A 15591-nucleotide genomic window follows, 5' to 3' on the forward strand; every position below is an offset into this window, starting at 1 on the left:
GCCAGGGGCGGGCCTCCCCCCCCCCCCCCCCGCGCCCGGCGCCGGCACGCCCCCGGGGCCCGGCCGCGCCCCGTCCCGCCGGGGGGCCCCGCCGACACGTGGTCGGCGGGCCCCTCCGCGGTGGTGTCAGGCCCGGTCGCAGGCCTGGGCGCGCAGGGCGCGGGCCAGGTCGTCCCGGCGCTCCAGCACCAGTCGGCGCAGCGCCGGCGCGGCCTGCGGGTGGCCGTCCAGCCAGGTGTCCGCCTCGGCCAGGGTGTGCTCGTCGGTCTGGGCGATCGGGAAGAAGCCGCCGACGATCCGCATCGCGATCTCGATGGTCCGCTCCGCCCAGACCTTCTCCAGCAGCTTGAAGTACGGCGCCGCGTAGAGGGCGGTCAGGTCGCGCTGGGCGGGGATCGCGAAGCCCGCGCTGTTGGCCTCGACCAGGGCGCTCGGCAGCTCGTCCGAGTCGATCACGGCCGACCAGGCGGCGGCCTTGGCCTCCGGGGTGGGCCGGGCGGCCAGGCACTGGGTGTACTGGCGCTTGCCGCCGGCGGTGTTGTCGGCGGCCAGCTCCCCGGCGAGCTCCTCGTCGCCGGCCTGTCCGGCGGCGGCCAGGGCCAGCCACAGCGCCCAGCGCAGCTCCTGGTCGACCTCCAGGCCGTCGATCCGGGCGCTGCCGGCCAGCAGCCCGCGGACCAGGCCGAGGTGCTCGGCGCCGCCCGCGGTCTGGGCCAGGAAGCGGGCCCAGGCGAGCTGGTGGTCGCTGCCGGGGACGGCCCCGCGCAGCTCGCGCAGGGCGCCGTCGGCGAGCCGGCGGGCGCCCTCGGCGCGCCACTCGGGGGCGGCGTACAGGTCGACGGCGGTCTTGGCCTGGGCGTGCAGCGACTGCAGCACGCCGATGTTGCCCTCCTGGCCGGCGAAGCGCAGCACCAGGGCGACGTAGTCGCGGGCCGGCATCAGGCCGTCCCGGGTGAGGTTCCAGACCGCGGACCAGGCGAGCGCCCGGGCCAGCTCGTCGCGGATGTCGCCGAGGCCGGTGCGCAGGGTCTCCAGCGAGTCGGCGTCGAAGCGGATCTTGCAGTAGGTGAGGTCCTCGTCGTTGAGCAGGACCAGGTCGGGGCGCTGACGGCCGACGGCCTCGGCGACGACGGTGCGGGCGCCGGTGACGTCCAGCTCGATCCGCCCGGTGCGCAGCAGGGCGCCGTCGGCGTCCCGGTCGTACAGGCCGATGGCGATCCGGTGCGGGCGCAGCACCTCGCCGTCCTGGAGGACGGCGAGTTCGGTGATCCGGCCCTCGGCGTCGGTGGTGACCTGCGGGGTGAGCGCGTTGACGCCGGCGGTCTGCAGCCAGGCGGCGGCCCAGCTCTTGAGGTCGCGGCCGCTGGTCTCCTCCAGCACGCCCAGCAGGTCGCCGAGTTCGGTGTTGCCGAAGGCGTGCCGCTTGAAGTAGCGGCGGGCGCCCTCGAAGAAGGCCTCCGAACCGACGTAGGCGACCAGCTGCTTGAGGACGGAGGCGCCCTTGGCGTAGGTGATGCCGTCGAAGTTGAGCTTGGCGTCCTCGAGGTCGCGGATGTCGGCGGTGATCGGGTGGGTGGTGGGGAACTGGTCCTGCCGGTAGGCCCAGGCCTTGCGCTGGTTGGCGAAGGTGACCCAGGCGGAGGAGTAGCGGGTGCGGGCGCCGATCAGGCCGTAGGAGCCCATGAAGTCGGCGAAGGACTCCTTGAGCCACAGGTCGTCCCACCAGCGCGGGGTGACCAGGTCGCCGAACCACATGTGCGCCATCTCGTGCAGGACGACGTTGGCGCGGGACTCGTAGGCGGCGTCGGTGACCTTCGAGCGGAAGACGAACTCCTCCTTGAAGGTCACGCAGCCCGGGTTCTCCATCGCGCCGATGTTGTACTCGGGGACGAAGGCCTGGTCGTACTTGCCGAAGGGGTACGGGTAGTCGAACTCCTCGTGGAAGAAGTCGAGTCCGAGCTTGGTGACGCCGAGGATCTCCTCCGCGTCGAAGTGCGGGGCGAGCGAGCGGCGGCAGAGCGCGGAGAGCGGGATCTCCAGGGTGGTGCCGTCGGCGAGTTCGCGGCTGTAGTGGTCGGTGACCACGTGGTACGGGCCGGCCACCACGGCGGTGAGGTAGGTGGAGATCGGCTTGGTCGGCGCGAACTCCCAGGTGCGGGCGTCGCCCTGGGCGGTGACGTTCTCGTGCACGGCGTTGGAGCGCACGTCCCAGGCGGCGGGGGCGGTCACCGTGAAGGTGAACGGGGCCTTGAGGTCGGGCTGTTCGAAGGTCGCGAACACCCGGCGGGCGTCGGCCGGCTCGTAGTGGGTGTAGAGGTAGGTCTCGCCGTCGGCGGGGTCGACGAAGCGGTGCAGGCCCTCGCCGGTGCGGCTGTAGGCGCAGTCGGCCTCGACGGTGAGGACGTTCTCGGCGGCCAGCCCGTCGATGTGCACCCGGGCGCCGTCGTAGGCGGTGGCCGGGTCCAGGGCGCGGCCGTTGAGGGTGACCGAGCGGACGGCGGGGGCCAGCAGGTCGAGGAAGGTGGCGGCGCCGGGCCGGTCGCAGCGGAAGGCGACGGTGGTGGTGGAGCGGAAGGTGGCGGCCGCCGGGTCGGGGGCCGAGCTCACGTCCAGCCGGACGTTGTAGCCGTCGACGGCCAGGACGCCGGCTCGCTGCTGTGCTTCCTCGCGGCTCAGGTTCTTGCCCGGCACGGCGGTACTCCTTTGTCCGGCCCGCACGGTGGTGCGTGCGTGGATGGTGCGGATCCGTGCGCGGTGTGCATCGCGCACGCAGGGGCATCCTTTCACGCCCGCCCCGGCCGGTACCATTGCACAGCCCGTCGCGTCCGGGGCCGGAATCAGCGGCGGCGCGCGGGTGTTGGGGTCCGGGTGGGGGCGACATCCCCTGCCTCGGAACACCTCACGAAGGACGAGACCCAGTGACGACTGCCGCTGAGCGCAAGACCGCCGACTTCTGGTTCGACCCGGCCTGCCCGTGGGCGTGGATGACGTCCCGCTGGCTGATCGAGGTCCAGCAGCTGCGTCCGGTCGACGTGCGCTGGCACGTGATGAGCCTGTCGGTGCTCAACGAGCACCGCGACCTGCCGCAGAGCTACCGCGAGCTGCTGGACAACGCCTGGGGCGCGGTGCGGGTCTGCATCGCGGCCGCCCAGGAGCACGGCGACGAGGTGCTGGGCCGGCTGTACACCGAGCTGGGCCTGCGCTTCCACAACCAGGGCCTGCCGCAGAACCGGGAGACTATCGAGGCCGCCCTGGTGGCCGCGGGCCTGCCCGTCGAGCTGGCGGACGCGGCCGGCACCGACGCGTACGACGAGGCCCTGCGCGCCTCCCACAAGGAGGGCATCACCCTGGTCGGCGAGGACGTCGGCACCCCGGTGATCGCGGTGGAGGGCGCGGACGGCGACCGGGTCGCCTTCTTCGGCCCGGTGGTCACCCCGGCCCCCAAGGGCGAGGCCGCGGCCCGGCTGTGGGACGGCACCCTGCTGGTGGCCTCCACCCCGGGTTTCTACGAGATCAAGCGCACCCGCACGGCCGGCCCGTCCTTCGAGTAGGCCCCGGCGGGCACGGAGAAGGCCCGGTACCCCGTGGGTACCGGGCCTTCTCCGTACGGGGCCTTCGCCGTCGTCCGTCAGCCGTCCGTCAGCGCCCCGCGGCCGCGTCCCGGCGCTGCTTGAGCAGCCCGGCCCCGCTCAGCAGGACGACCAGCACCCCGGCCGCGTACAGCTGCTGGCGGTTGCCCTCGGTGGTGGTCATCAGGGCGAGGATGCCGGCCACGGCGGCCGTCGCGACCCAGGTCAGGTACGGGTAGCCCCACATCTTCACGGTGAGCAGCTCGGGCGCCTCGCGCTCCAGCCGGCGGCGCATCCGCAGCTGGACGACGCAGATGAACAGCCAGACCACCAGGATGGCGACGCCGGTGGTGTTCATCAGCCAGGTGAACACGGTGTCCGGCCAGAACTTGGCGGCCAGCACGGCGCCGAAGCCGAACAGGCAGGAGGCCAGCACGGCCCGGCGCGGCACCCCGCCGGACACCTTGGCCAGCGCCTTGGGCCCCTGGCCGCGGCCGACCAGCGAGTACGCCATCCGGGAGGCGCCGTAGATGTTGGCGTTCATCGCGGACAGCAGCGCGATCAGCACCACCACCTCCATGATCGTCCCGGCCGCGGGCACCCCGAGGTGGCGCAGCACCGTGACGTACGGGCCGTCGGCGACGACCGACGGGTCCTTCCAGGAGACCAGGGTGACCACCAGGGCCATCGAGCCGATGTAGAAGATCGCGATCCGCCACACCGCGGTGCGCACCGCGTTGGCGACGTTCTTCTTGGGGTCGTCCGACTCGGCCGCGGCGATGGTGACCGTCTCCAGGCCGCCGTACGCGAAGACCGAGGCGAGCAGGCCGACGATCAGCCCGCTGACGCCGGTGGGCAGGAAGCCGCCCTGGCCGGTGAGGTTGGTGCTGCCGGGGGCGCCGGGGCCGATCACGCCGGCGACGCCGAGCCCGCCGATGACCAGGAAGGCGATGATCGCGGCGACCTTGACGGTGGCGAACCAGAACTCGAACTCGCCGAAGTTCTTCACCGCGGTGAGGTTGCTGGCGCAGAAGAAGACCATGAACAGGGCGACCCAGACCCAGGCGGAGACCCCGGGGACCCAGCCGTTGACGATCTTCCCGGCGGCGGTGGCCTCGGCGGCGACGCCGCAGCAGAGCATCACCCAGTACATCCAGCCGGCCGTGATCCCGGCCCAGGGGCCGATCTCCTTCTCGGCGTGCACCGAGAAGGAGCCGGAGGCCGGGCGGGCGGCGGACATCTCGCCGAGCATCCGCATGATCAGCATGACCAGCAGGCCGGAGAGGGTGAAGGCGAGGATGATCGCCGGCCCGGCGGCCGCGATGCCGGCGCCGGAGCCCACGAACAGGCCGGCGCCGATGACGCCGCCGAGGGCGATCATCGACAGGTGGCGCTGCTTGAGTCCGTGGCTGAGCTGCTGGCCACCGGACGGCGGGGGAGCCTCGGTGGTCCCGGGCGCCTGGGGCGCGGAGGTGGGGGCCATAGGGGTGGATCCAGACTGTGCGGAATGCGGCATGAGCTGTCCAATATCCGGGGACCCCGCTGTTCATGCCAACGATGTCCGCCGCGGGCCCACCATGCGGACCGGGTGGTCACCGTGCGTGGCGGACGGTTCGCCGAGAGTCGCCCGGAGCCGGTTCCGACAAGCTTCGTGGGCGGTGCTTTGTCCGAAACCGTGGCATCGGCGCAGTGGATCACCGCGTAGGTTCACAGGTGTTCACTCACCTGGACCTCACGGAGGAGCCCCGATGGCCACTGCCACCACCCCGATAGCGCGTCGCGCCGTCCTCGCCGACCTGCTGCCCGCCGCCTCGACCCGCCTCGGCACCCAGGTCCGCGACCTCGCCCTGGTGGTCGGCGGCGCCGCGCTGACCGGTGTGGCCGCCCAGCTGTCGGTCACCGTGCCCGGCTCGCCGGTGCCGGTCACCGGCCAGACCTTCGCCGCCCTGCTGGTCGGCACCGCGCTGGGCGCCCGCCGCGGCGTCGCCTCGCTCGCGCTCTACCTGCTGGCCGGCGCGGCCGGCCTGCCCTGGTTCGCCGAGGGCACCTCCGGCTGGGCCATGCCGTCCTTCGGCTACGTGCTCGGCTTCGTCCTCGCCGCCGCCCTGACAGGCGCGCTGGCCCGCCGCGGCGCCGACCGCTCCCCGCTGAACACCGCGGTGACGATGGCGCTGGGCAGCCTGGCCATCTACGCCGTCGGCGTCCCGTACCTGGCGTTCAGCCTGCACGTCCCGCTGGCCCGCGCCGCCGAACTGGGCCTCTACCCGTACCTGGTCGGCGACGCGCTCAAGGCCGCCTTCGCCGCCGGCGCGCTGCCGCTCGCCTGGAAGCTGCTCGGCCGCCGCTGAGACCCGGACCCCCCGTTGTCGGTCCCGGGCGCACCCGCGTGCCACACTCATGGCATGCGCGTGTACCTGGGCTCCGACCATGCCGGATACGAACTGAAGAACCACCTCGTGGAGTGGCTCAAGGGGGCCGGCCACGAGCCGGTCGACTGCGGGCCGCACATCTACGACGCCGAGGACGACTACCCGCCGTTCTGCCTGCGCGCCGCCGAGCGCACCGCCGCCGACGCGGACGCCCTCGGCATCGTGATCGGCGGCTCGGGCAACGGTGAGGCGATCGCCGCCAACAAGGTCAAGGGCGTCCGTGCGGCGCTGGCCTGGAGCGTGCAGACCGCCGAGCTCGGCCGTCAGCACAACAACGCCAACGTCATCTCCATCGGCGGGCGGATGCACACCGAGGAGGAGGCCACCGAGTTCGTCGAGGTCTTCCTCAAGACCCCCTACAGCGGCGAGGCCCGGCACACCCGCCGGATCGAGATGCTGAGCGAGTACGAGACCACCGGCGAGCTCCCGCCGATCCCGGCCCACCACCCCCAGGGCTGATCCACCCGCCACCGCCGCCCGGCCCCCCCCACCCGCGGCCCCGCCCGTCGCCGTCCGCGCGGCCCCCGGCGGCTGTGTCGTCGGCCACAGGCGCCCGCGCGCCCGCAGCTGCGCACGCGGGGCGCACGCGCCGCCCGCCGGCGCCGTACGCCCAACCGGCGCACGCCTCCTGACGGCGTGCCCGCCACCGGCCCGATCGGCCGAAACCCGCTGAGCGGCCCGCGCGCCGGGGCCGCCGCCCGCCCCCGGACCGTCGACGCCGGGCCGCACCCGTGGATAGGGTCGGACCCCATGGCTGGCAGACCGCCGGGCGCACCGCCCCAGACGACTGCGACGAGGCCCGGCGCCGCCCCGGCGTCCGAGCCCGTGACGGCCCGGCTGCGCAAGAGGCTCCGCCGGGCCCGCCGAAGGCTGCGCACGGCCGGTGTCGACTACTTCCGCGGCGGCGCCGCCGACTGGCCGGTGCTCTGCGCGCTGGCCCTGCTCGTCCCGCTGATGATCCTGCTCAACATCTGGATCCCGGACTGGGCCCCGCCCACCACCCTGGTCCTGCCGATCCTGGCCGGCGCGCTGCTGCTGCGCCCCGGCTCCCTGGTGGTGCTGTACGCGCTGGCCGCCCTCGGGCTGTCCGCCGAGTCCGTGATCCACACCGGCCAGCGGGTCGCCAGCGACAACCCGGAGGCCTACGTCTACGGCGTCACCCCCGGCGCGGCCCTGGTGGTCGGCGCCGCCGGGGTCGGCGGCCTGCTGCTGGCCCAGTTCCGGGCCCGGGTCGGCGTCCCCTGGTGGGGCGGCTCCACCATGCTGTTCGACCTGCGCGAGCGGCTGCGGGTGCAGAGCCGGGTGCCCGAGCTGCCGGCCGGCTGGCACGCCGACATGGCTCTGCGCCCGGCCGGCGGCCAGTCCTTCTCCGGCGACTTCGTGGTGGCCGCCCGCACCGGCCCCGGCCAGCGGCTGCTGGAGGTGGTCCTCGCGGACGTCTCCGGCAAGGGCATGGACGCGGGCTCGCGGGCCCTGCTGCTGTCCGGCGCCTTCGGCGGCCTGGTCGGCTCGCTGCCCGCGCACGACTTCCTGCCCGCCGCCAACGGCTACCTGCTGCGCCAGTCCTGGGAGGAGGGCTTCGCCACCGCCGTCCACCTGGTGCTGGACCTGGACAGCGGCGAGTACGAACTGCTCTCGGCCGGGCACCTGCCGGGCATGCAGCGGCTGGCCGGCGAGGGGCGCTGGGAGATCAAGGAGGCCGAGGGCCCGCTGCTCGGGATCTACGACGGCGCCAAGTTCGACGGCGTGCGCGGCCGGCTGAACCGGGGCGACGTGCTGATGCTGTGCACCGACGGCATGGTCGAGGAGCCCGGCCGGGACCTCGCCGAGGGCATGGACCGGCTGATGGGGGAGGCCGACCGGCTGGTCCCCGGCGGCGCCCCGGGCAGCGGTGCGGGCGCGGCGGGCGCGCTGATCGAGACGGTCGCCCGGGACATCAACGACGACCGGGCCGTACTGCTGCTCTGGCGAGACTGAGGCGGCTGTCCGCGTCATGTGCCACCGGCAGGGCCGTCGTGTCAAGCCTGGCAGCTGATCTTCGGCCATATCGGACGGCCCGTCGGCTGAGCGGATCCGCGACCTCCGCTCCACGTCCCCGGGCGTTTCCCGGCCGCTCAGCAGCGCCCCGCCGACGATTCGTCAGAACGGCTCCGCTATCGTCCCGGTCGGCGGAAACTCGTCTCGCATCGCAGGATGTCGACGCTGGGCCGACTGTCAGACCTTTACGCAATCGGCACGGTCGACCACACTGAGTCCGGGCGGGACTGTTCAGGATTCGGGGGATGGGGGGCGACACGTGCGGCACACCAGACAGCGGGCCGGTGCGCGTTCCTCGGCCGGCGCTGTGCCGGACGGTCCGCGATTCCGCCTCGGGACCGTCGGACAGGCCGGGGTCCGGCTTCGCAGGTGCCGCCGGGCGGCGGCGCCACGCTATGAAACGAGGAAGTGAGTCCGGGTGGCACTCTCCGTCTCCGCGCTGGTCCTGTTCGCGATCCTGTGCATCATCTTCATCCGGAACAAGCAGCTGAAGATCCCGCACGCGATCGTCGCCGCCCTGTTCGGCTTCATGCTGCACGAGACCACGATGGCGACCTCCATCAACTCCCTGCTGGCCAACCTGGCGCACAGCATCTCCAGCATCACGGGGGGCTGACCCGGCCGGGCCGGACGGATCCCTCGCGCCCCGAGCCGAAGGGGCGCGCCGGTGCCGAAAGGGAGAGCGCGAGGGAGCGACGCAGGAGCGAGGGAGCGCCGACCGTCGGCACCGGGTCCGAGCGCCCCGGAGGCGAGCGGGCGAGCAGCAGCTACCGGCCGGCCCTCCGGGCCTCCCGCCAGCGGGCGAACAGTCCCCGGGGGCGCGTCGCCGCCGGGGCCGGGGCGCGCACCGGCACAGGTGCCGGGGCGCCCGTCGGCGCGGCCGGTGCCGGTGCCGCCCGTTCCGCCGTCAGCAGCACGAACAGCCGCGCCCAGCACAGCCGTTCGCCGCGCGGCCAGTCCAGCGCGCGCAGCGCCGCGGAGGCCGCCTCCGACACCTCGCCGCCCACCCGGACCTCGGCGACGTCGTCGCCCGCCTTCCCGCCCAGGAAGAGCTTCACCCCGACCGGTCCCGGCCCGGTCAGCTCCCGCTCCAGGGCCGGCGCCAGCGCGGGCAGCACCCGGTGCTCGGCGAGCCAGGCCGCCAGGTGCTCGTTGCCGAAGCCGAACACGGCTGCCGGCCCCTGCACCGCCCGCCAGCCCGGGAGTTCGGGCAGGTTCGGGCGGTCGGCGTGGATCCCGCGCCCGTCGGCCAGCTCGACCAGCACCGAGGCGGTGGTGGTCGCCCACATCTTCACCGCGTTGGCGAGCTTCTCCTCCTCGGTCTTGCCGAGGCCGGGTGCGCAGTCCCACACCACCGGGGCGTCCGCCCGGCCCAGGTGGAGCACGAAGCCGAGGTCCACGTGCCCGGCGCCGCCGTCCTCCCCGGGGTGCTCGCGCACCGCCACCGCGGTGGTCCCGGGGCCGCGCACCACCTCGCCGTCCGGGTGGAAGTCCTGGCCCAGTCGTGCCATCTCCCGGACCACACAGCGCTGTATGACCGCCAGTCGCTCCTGCGGACCCACGGGACTCCTCCACTCCGGGAGCGCGGCGCCACGGGTCGCGCTCGAACTGCGCTCGAACGCCGCCGAGGCTATCGGCCCGACCGCCGTGCGGGAAACCGTGCGGACGCCTTCTCCCTGCGGTCGCGGAATTGTCCGGGATGCCCCACTTTGGGGAGCGGAACCCGACAGCCGTCCGCCTGGAGAGCCCGCATGGCCCGCACCGCCCCGACGCCCCCCGTGCCCCACCCGGCCGCCCTGGCGGACCTGCTCGCGGGCCCGGACGGCTCCGGCCTGGTCGCCGAGGTGGAGGCCTACCTCGCCTCGCTGCCCGCCCCCGCGCGCACCCCCGGGCCGTACGTCTGCCGCTACGGGAGCGTCCTGCGCCCCTGGCACGCCGGCCACCCGGAGCCCCGGGCCACCCTGCTCGACCGGGCGCTGCGCCGCCCCGCCCGGCCCGTCCCGGTCACCACCGCCGACCACCTGCGGCTCGCCTCCCGCTACATCGGCGCCCACGGCTGGCTGCAGGGCGCGATGTGGGACGCCACCGGGCGGGTCTGCCTGCTCGGCGCCCAGGCCGCCGTCCTGGCGTACGGCTACGGCACCCCGGCGACCGTGCGGGCCGGCCGGGTCCAGCTGATGGAGGTGCTGCACGCCACCGGCCGCCCGGCGCGCTCCCCGGACGAGTACAACGACCGCCCCGCCACCCGGGAGGGCGACGTCCACCTGCTGCTCGACCGGGCCGCCGCCCGGGCCGCCCGGCTGGGGCTCTGAGGCGCCGCACGGGCCCGGGAACGCCGACGGCCCCGGTGCGCTGGGCGCACCGGGGCCGGGCCGGAAGAGCGGGTGACGAGAATCGAACTCGCGTGACTAGTTTGGAAGACTAGGGCTCTACCATTGAGCTACACCCGCGCGAAGCCGCCGACCGTTCCCGGTCGGAAGTTCGGGGGACAGCGTACCCGCTCCGGTCCCTCCCGTGCACACCGCATTCCGCGCGCACCCCCTTCCGCGATGCTCCCGCCGTGCCCCGAATAAGTCGACGAGCCGTACAGGCCCGGCGTGTACGCTTCCTCTCGGCACCACGGGGTGTGGCGCAGTTTGGTAGCGCGTCCGCTTTGGGAGCGGAAGGCCGTCGGTTCGAATCCGGTCACCCCGACAGTGCGGCAGGGTCTCGCCCACCGGGGCGGGGCCCTGTTCTGTTCGGGCGGTACGGTGGCGCCTGGCGTCCGCCTTTCGTGGTACCGGTAGGATGGGGCGCTGGCGGTAGTCCCTGTGGCGTCAACCCAGGTCAACCGCCCGAGGGCGAGGAGTCAAGCTCACCGTCCACCCACACGGGAGATGCAGCTCCAACCGCCCATCGCCCGTCTCGTCCGACCCACCCGTACCGGCTCCGGCCGGGGCGTGCGGGCCGGGCGGAGACAACCTGACCGCAAGCCCCTAGGAGACCTAACCGTGAAGAGCGCCGTCGAGACTCTGAACCCGACCCGGGTTCGACTCACCGTCGAGGTGCCCTTCGAGGAGCTCAAGCCCAGCCTCGACGCGGCGTACAAGAAGATCAACCAGCAGGTCACGGTTCCGGGCTTCCGCAAGGGCAAGATCCCGGCTCGCGTCATCGACCAGCGCTTCGGCCGCGGTGCCGTGCTGGAGGAGGCCGTCAACGACGCCCTGCCGCGCTTCTACACGCAGGCCGTCGACGAGGGCAAGATCGAGGTCCTCGGCCAGCCCGACATCACCAACATCGAGGGTGTCGAGAAGATCGCCGACGGTGGTGACCTGAAGTTCACCGCCGAGGTGGACATCCGCCCGGAGATCACCCTGCCGGAGTTCTCCTCCATCGAGGTGACCGTCGACCCGATCGTCGTCTCCGACGAGGACATCGAGAAGTCCCTCGAGCAGCTGCGCGAGCGCTTCTCCTCGGTCAAGGACGTCGAGCGCGCCGCCGCCGAGGGCGACATCGTGGTCGTCGACCTGATCGCCAAGGTCGACGGCGAGGTGCCGGACGACGGCACCGCCACGGGCGTCAGCTACGAGATCGGCTCGGGCCGCCTCATCGACGGCATCGACGAGGCCGTGCTCGGCCTGTCGGCCGGCGCGGAGAAGACCTTCGAGACCGAGCTCAAGGGTGGCACCCAGGCCGGCAAGACCTCCGAGGTCACCGTCACCGTCACGGCCGTCCAGGAGAAGGAGCTGCCGGAGCTGGACGACGAGTTCGCCCAGCTGGCCAGCGAGTTCGACAGCCTGGAGGACCTGCGTGCCGACTCCCGCAAGCGCCTGGAGCGCATGAAGGAGTACGACCAGGCCACCCAGGCCCAGGAGAAGGTCCTCGACGCGCTGCTCACGCTGGTTGAGATCGAGTACCCCGAGAAGCTCCTGAAGGACGAGATCGAGACCCGCAAGCACAACCTCGAGCACCACCAGCTCGAGCCGATGGGTCTGAACATCGACACCTACCTGGAGACCCAGGGCAAGTCCCGCGAGGAGTGGGAGGCGGAGATCGAGGAGCAGGCGAAGAAGGGCATCAAGACCCAGTTCGTCCTGGACCAGATCGTCGCCAACGAGGAGCTGGGGGTCAACCAGGAGGAGCTCACCGAGCACCTCATCCGCCGTGCGGCCGGTTCCGGCCTCACGCCGGACCAGTTCGCCCAGCAGGTCGTCCAGGGCGGTCAGGTTCCGCTGCTGGTCGGCGAGGTCGCCCGCGGCAAGGCGCTGGCCACCGTGGTCGAGGCCGCCAAGGTCGTCGACACCGAGGGCAACGAGATCAACTTCGACGACGAGGACGAGACGGCCGAGACCGTCGAGGCCGCCGCCGAGGAGAAGACCGAGGAGAGCACCGAGGCCTGAGTGCCCCGGTAGCCCCCCGAGGCGCTGCAACGGGCCCGGACGCCGCTACGGCGTCCGGGCCCGTCGTCGTCCCACCGCGCACCCGGGTGCCCCCGCGACCCTGCGCTCACAGCGAACAGTTCTGCGTGAGGGATTCTGCGGCCGGGCCTGCGCGTTAGGGTCCTTGGACAGCAACAATCACGACGTGATACCCGGAAGCTGTGCGACACCGTGACGGCCGCCCGGCGACCGTCCACATCGACTGAGCAGGTGGCTAAGTGACGTTCCCGCAGATGCAGATGGGCCCGATGGCGCCGCACGCCGCCTCTGGTGACGTGCTCGGCGGCCTGGGTGACCAGGTCTACAACCGGCTGCTCAACGAGCGGATCATCTTCCTCGGCCAGCAGGTCGACGACGACATCGCCAACAAGATCACCGCGCAGCTGCTGCTGCTGGCCGCGGACCCCGAGAAGGACATCTTCCTCTACATCAACTCCCCGGGCGGCTCGATCTCGGCGGGCATGGCGATCTACGACACCATGCAGTACATCAAGAACGACGTCGTCACCATCGCCATGGGCATGGCCGCCTCGATGGGTCAGTTCCTGCTGACCGCCGGCGCCAAGGGCAAGCGCTTCTCGCTGCCGAACGCCAACATCCTGATGCACCAGCCCTCCGCGGGCCTCGGCGGCTCCGCCACGGACATCCGCATCCAGGCCGAGCAGCTGCTCCGCACCAAGAAGCGGATGTCCGAGCTGATCGCCTTCCACAGCGGCCAGTCCTTCGAGCAGATCACCCGGGACTCCGACCGCGACCGCTGGTTCACCCCGGAGGAGGCCCTGGAGTACGGCCTCATCGACGCGATCATGCACAGCGCCGCGGACGTCCCCGGCGGCGGCGGCACGGGCGCCTGAGCCTCGGCCCGGCCCACGAGACCACAGCCACAACGCCCCGGAGGACAAGAACCCCCATGAACATCCCCAGCCTGTCGGCCGCCAAGGCCCGCGTCGAGGACATGCGCGCCGAGGGTCGCTACATCGTCCCGCGCTTCGTCGAGCGCACCACGCAGGGCATCCGCGAGTACGACCCGTACGCCAAGCTGTTCGAGGAGCGCATCATCTTCCTCGGCTCGCAGGTCGACGACGTCTCGGCGAACGACATCATGGCGCAGCTGCTGTGCCTGGAGTCGATGGACCCGGACCGCGAGATCCAGATGTACATCAACTCGCCCGGCGGCTCGTTCACGGCCCTGACGGCCATCTACGACACCATGCAGTACGTCAAGCCGGACATCACCACGGTCTGCATGGGCCAGGCGGCCTCCGCCGCGGCCGTGCTGCTCGCCGCCGGCACCCCCGGCAAGCGGATGGCGCTGCCGAACGCCCGCATCCTGATCCACCAGCCGTACACCGAGACCGGCCGCGGCCAGGTGTCCGACCTGGAGATCCAGGCCAAGGAGATCTTCCGGATGCGCGAGCAGCTGGAGCAGATGCTCTCCAAGCACTCCAACAAGCCGGTGGAGCAGGTGCGCGAGGACATCGAGCGCGACAAGATCCTGACCGCCGAGGAGGCCCTGGAGTACGGCCTGGTGGACCAGATCATCTCCACCCGCAAGACCTCGCTGACCTCCTGAGGCCGGTACCGTCGGGGGGCGCTGTCACGGCATCTGTTCGGTATCAATTCGCCCAGGGCGTAGGGCAGACCCGGCGAAGAGGACGGAATCACGGGCCCGGCAGAGTACCGTCGGATAGCGAGACCGAGCGCCGTCGGCGCGGACGGTCCACAGCACCAGGCCCCGGAACCCCCGCGGGGCCCCTGGCGAAGGGGAAGCACCTCGTGGCACGCATCGGAGACGGTGGCGACCTGCTCAAGTGCTCGTTCTGCGGCAAGTCGCAGAAGCAGGTGAAGAAGCTGATCGCCGGCCCAGGCGTGTACATCTGCGACGAGTGCATCGACCTGTGCAACGAGATCATCGAGGAGGAACTCGCCGAGACCTCCGAGGTCCGCTTCGAGGAGCTCCCGAAGCCGCGTGAGATCTACGAGTTCCTGGACCAGTACGTAGTCGGCCAGGACCTCGCCAAGAAGGCGCTGTCGGTCGCGGTCTACAACCACTACAAGCGGGTCCAGGCGGGCGAGGCCGGCCGTAGCGGCGGCAACGGCCGCGAGGACGCGATCGAGCTGGCCAAGTCGAACATCCTGCTGCTGGGCCCCACCGGCTCCGGCAAGACCCTGCTGGCGCAGACCCTGGCCCGGATGCTGAACGTCCCCTTCGCGATCGCGGACGCCACCGCGCTGACCGAGGCCGGCTACGTCGGCGAGGACGTCGAGAACATCCTGCTCAAGCTGATCCAGGCGGCCGACTACGACGTCAAGAAGGCCGAGACCGGGATCATCTACATCGACGAGATCGACAAGGTCGCGCGCAAGAGCGAGAACCCGTCGATCACCCGCGACGTCTCCGGCGAGGGCGTGCAGCAGGCGCTGTTGAAGATCCTGGAGGGCACCACCGCCTCGGTGCCGCCGCAGGGCGGGCGCAAGCACCCGCACCAGGAGTTCATCCAGATCGACACCACCAACGTGCTGTTCATCGTCGGCGGTGCCTTCGCCGGTCTGGAGCGGATCATCGAGGGCCGCGCGGGTGCCAAGGGCATCGGCTTCGGCGCCAACATCCGCTCCAAGCGCGAGTCGGACGCCAGCGACCACTTCCGCCAGGTGATGCCCGAGGACCTGGTGAAGTTCGGCATGATCCCCGAGTTCATCGGCCGTCTGCCGGTCATCACCAGCGTGCACAACCTGGACCGCGAGGCGCTGCTGCAGATCCTCACCGAGCCGAAGAACGCGCTGGTCAAGCAGTACCGCAAGCTCTTCGAACTGGACGGCGTGGAGCTGGAGTTCTCCCGGGACGCGCTGGAGGCGATCGCCGACCAGGCGATCCTGCGCGGCACCGGCGCGCGCGGTCTGCGGGCCATCATGGAGGAGGTGCTGATGTCCGTGATGTACGAGGTCCCCTCGCGTCAGGACGTCGCCCGCGTGGTGGTCACCGGGGACGTCGTCTCCAAGCACGCCATCCCCACCCTCGTCCCGCGCGACATGATCAAGCGCGAGCGCCGCGACAAGAGCGCCTGAGCCCGGGCCGACGGCCTTCGGCCGGAGGCAGCGAAGGGGCCCCGCACCGGAATCCGGTGCGGGGCCCCTTCG

Annotated in this window: 13 protein-coding genes and 2 tRNA genes; 11 read left to right on the plus strand and 4 right to left on the minus strand. The window is 72.2% G+C overall.

What is annotated here, in order from left to right; genetic code table 11:
• Positions 1-126 precede the first annotated feature (126 nt).
• Complete coding sequence (gene pepN / locus ACFV8H_RS24295; protein ID WP_380403632.1) at positions 127-2691, minus strand: aminopeptidase N; 2565 nt, start codon at positions 2689-2691, stop codon at positions 127-129.
• Between the two features lie 227 nt (positions 2692-2918).
• Between pepN and ACFV8H_RS24300 the strand changes: the two genes are divergently transcribed.
• Positions 2919-3551, plus strand: a complete 633-nt coding sequence (locus ACFV8H_RS24300; protein ID WP_380403531.1) for a DsbA family protein — start codon at positions 2919-2921, stop codon at positions 3549-3551.
• 88 nt (positions 3552-3639) lie between these two features.
• Here the strand turns inward: ACFV8H_RS24300 and ACFV8H_RS24305 are convergent, their stop codons facing one another.
• Positions 3640-5052 (minus strand): amino acid permease, encoded by a 1413-nt coding sequence (locus ACFV8H_RS24305; RefSeq protein WP_380403533.1) that lies wholly within the window; start codon positions 5050-5052, stop codon positions 3640-3642.
• A 265-nt stretch (positions 5053-5317) separates the two neighbouring features.
• Here ACFV8H_RS24305 and ACFV8H_RS24310 point away from each other — a divergent pair, with 265 nt between their 5' ends.
• The 4 genes from ACFV8H_RS24310 (at position 5318) to ACFV8H_RS24325 (ending at position 8651) form a co-directional block, all read left to right on the plus strand.
• The gene (locus ACFV8H_RS24310) at positions 5318-5917 is read left to right on the plus strand and encodes a biotin transporter BioY (protein WP_380403536.1); all 600 of its coding nucleotides are present in this window, start codon (positions 5318-5320) and stop codon (positions 5915-5917) included.
• 54 nt (positions 5918-5971) lie between these two features.
• The gene (locus tag ACFV8H_RS24315) at positions 5972-6457 is read left to right on the plus strand and encodes a ribose-5-phosphate isomerase (RefSeq protein WP_380403539.1); all 486 of its coding nucleotides are present in this window, start codon (positions 5972-5974) and stop codon (positions 6455-6457) included.
• Positions 6458-6748: 291 nt separating this feature from the next.
• Positions 6749-7975, plus strand: coding sequence for a PP2C family protein-serine/threonine phosphatase (locus tag ACFV8H_RS24320; RefSeq protein WP_375893082.1), 1227 nt, complete (start codon positions 6749-6751; stop codon positions 7973-7975).
• A gap of 478 nt (positions 7976-8453) precedes the next feature.
• Positions 8454-8651, plus strand: a complete 198-nt coding sequence (locus ACFV8H_RS24325; protein WP_188304780.1) for a hypothetical protein — start codon at positions 8454-8456, stop codon at positions 8649-8651.
• Positions 8652-8802: 151 nt separating this feature from the next.
• Here the strand turns inward: ACFV8H_RS24325 and ACFV8H_RS24330 are convergent, their stop codons facing one another.
• Complete coding sequence (locus ACFV8H_RS24330; RefSeq protein WP_380403542.1) at positions 8803-9546, minus strand: DUF6348 family protein; 744 nt, start codon at positions 9544-9546, stop codon at positions 8803-8805.
• 240 nt (positions 9547-9786) lie between these two features.
• Between ACFV8H_RS24330 and ACFV8H_RS24335 the strand changes: the two genes are divergently transcribed.
• A complete protein-coding gene (locus tag ACFV8H_RS24335) occupies positions 9787-10347 on the plus strand; it encodes a hypothetical protein (RefSeq protein WP_380403545.1) in 561 nt (186 codons plus the stop codon).
• A 67-nt stretch (positions 10348-10414) separates the two neighbouring features.
• Here ACFV8H_RS24335 and ACFV8H_RS24340 read toward each other — a convergent pair.
• A tRNA-Gly gene (locus ACFV8H_RS24340) sits at positions 10415-10485 on the minus strand.
• Between the two features lie 170 nt (positions 10486-10655).
• Here ACFV8H_RS24340 and ACFV8H_RS24345 point away from each other — a divergent pair.
• From ACFV8H_RS24345 to clpX, 5 genes are all read left to right on the plus strand, one after another.
• Positions 10656-10729, plus strand: a tRNA-Pro gene (locus ACFV8H_RS24345).
• Positions 10730-11025: 296 nt separating this feature from the next.
• On the plus strand, positions 11026-12414 hold the full coding sequence (gene tig / locus ACFV8H_RS24350; protein WP_380403547.1) for a trigger factor: 1389 nt from the start codon (positions 11026-11028) through the stop codon (positions 12412-12414).
• Positions 12415-12692: 278 nt separating this feature from the next.
• Positions 12693-13307: an ATP-dependent Clp protease proteolytic subunit gene (locus ACFV8H_RS24355; RefSeq protein WP_329931219.1), complete on the plus strand. Its 615-nt coding sequence runs from the start codon at positions 12693-12695 to the stop codon at positions 13305-13307.
• A gap of 56 nt (positions 13308-13363) precedes the next feature.
• Positions 13364-14026 (plus strand): ATP-dependent Clp protease proteolytic subunit, encoded by a 663-nt coding sequence (locus ACFV8H_RS24360; protein ID WP_375893090.1) that lies wholly within the window; start codon positions 13364-13366, stop codon positions 14024-14026.
• A 203-nt stretch (positions 14027-14229) separates the two neighbouring features.
• Complete coding sequence (clpX, locus tag ACFV8H_RS24365) at positions 14230-15519, plus strand: ATP-dependent Clp protease ATP-binding subunit ClpX (protein WP_030283761.1); 1290 nt, start codon at positions 14230-14232, stop codon at positions 15517-15519.
• Positions 15520-15591 lie beyond the last annotated feature (72 nt).

Source organism: Kitasatospora sp. NPDC059827, assembly GCF_042731675.1.
GTDB lineage: Bacteria > Actinomycetota > Actinomycetes > Streptomycetales > Streptomycetaceae > Kitasatospora.

Coding starts and splice junctions, on each gene's coding strand:
- ACFV8H_RS24305 (WP_380403533.1), bottom strand. CDS start 5,052: ATGGCCCCCACCTCCGCGCCCCAGGCGCCCGGGACCACCGAGGCTCCC.
- ACFV8H_RS24310 (WP_380403536.1), top strand. CDS start 5,318: ATGGCCACTGCCACCACCCCGATAGCGCGTCGCGCCGTCCTCGCCGAC.
- ACFV8H_RS24315 (WP_380403539.1), top strand. CDS start 5,972: ATGCGCGTGTACCTGGGCTCCGACCATGCCGGATACGAACTGAAGAAC.
- ACFV8H_RS24320 (WP_375893082.1), top strand. CDS start 6,749: ATGGCTGGCAGACCGCCGGGCGCACCGCCCCAGACGACTGCGACGAGG.
- ACFV8H_RS24330 (WP_380403542.1), bottom strand. CDS start 9,546: ATGGCACGACTGGGCCAGGACTTCCACCCGGACGGCGAGGTGGTGCGC.
- ACFV8H_RS24335 (WP_380403545.1), top strand. CDS start 9,787: ATGGCCCGCACCGCCCCGACGCCCCCCGTGCCCCACCCGGCCGCCCTG.
- ACFV8H_RS24355 (WP_329931219.1), top strand. CDS start 12,693: ATGGGCCCGATGGCGCCGCACGCCGCCTCTGGTGACGTGCTCGGCGGC.
- ACFV8H_RS24360 (WP_375893090.1), top strand. CDS start 13,364: ATGAACATCCCCAGCCTGTCGGCCGCCAAGGCCCGCGTCGAGGACATG.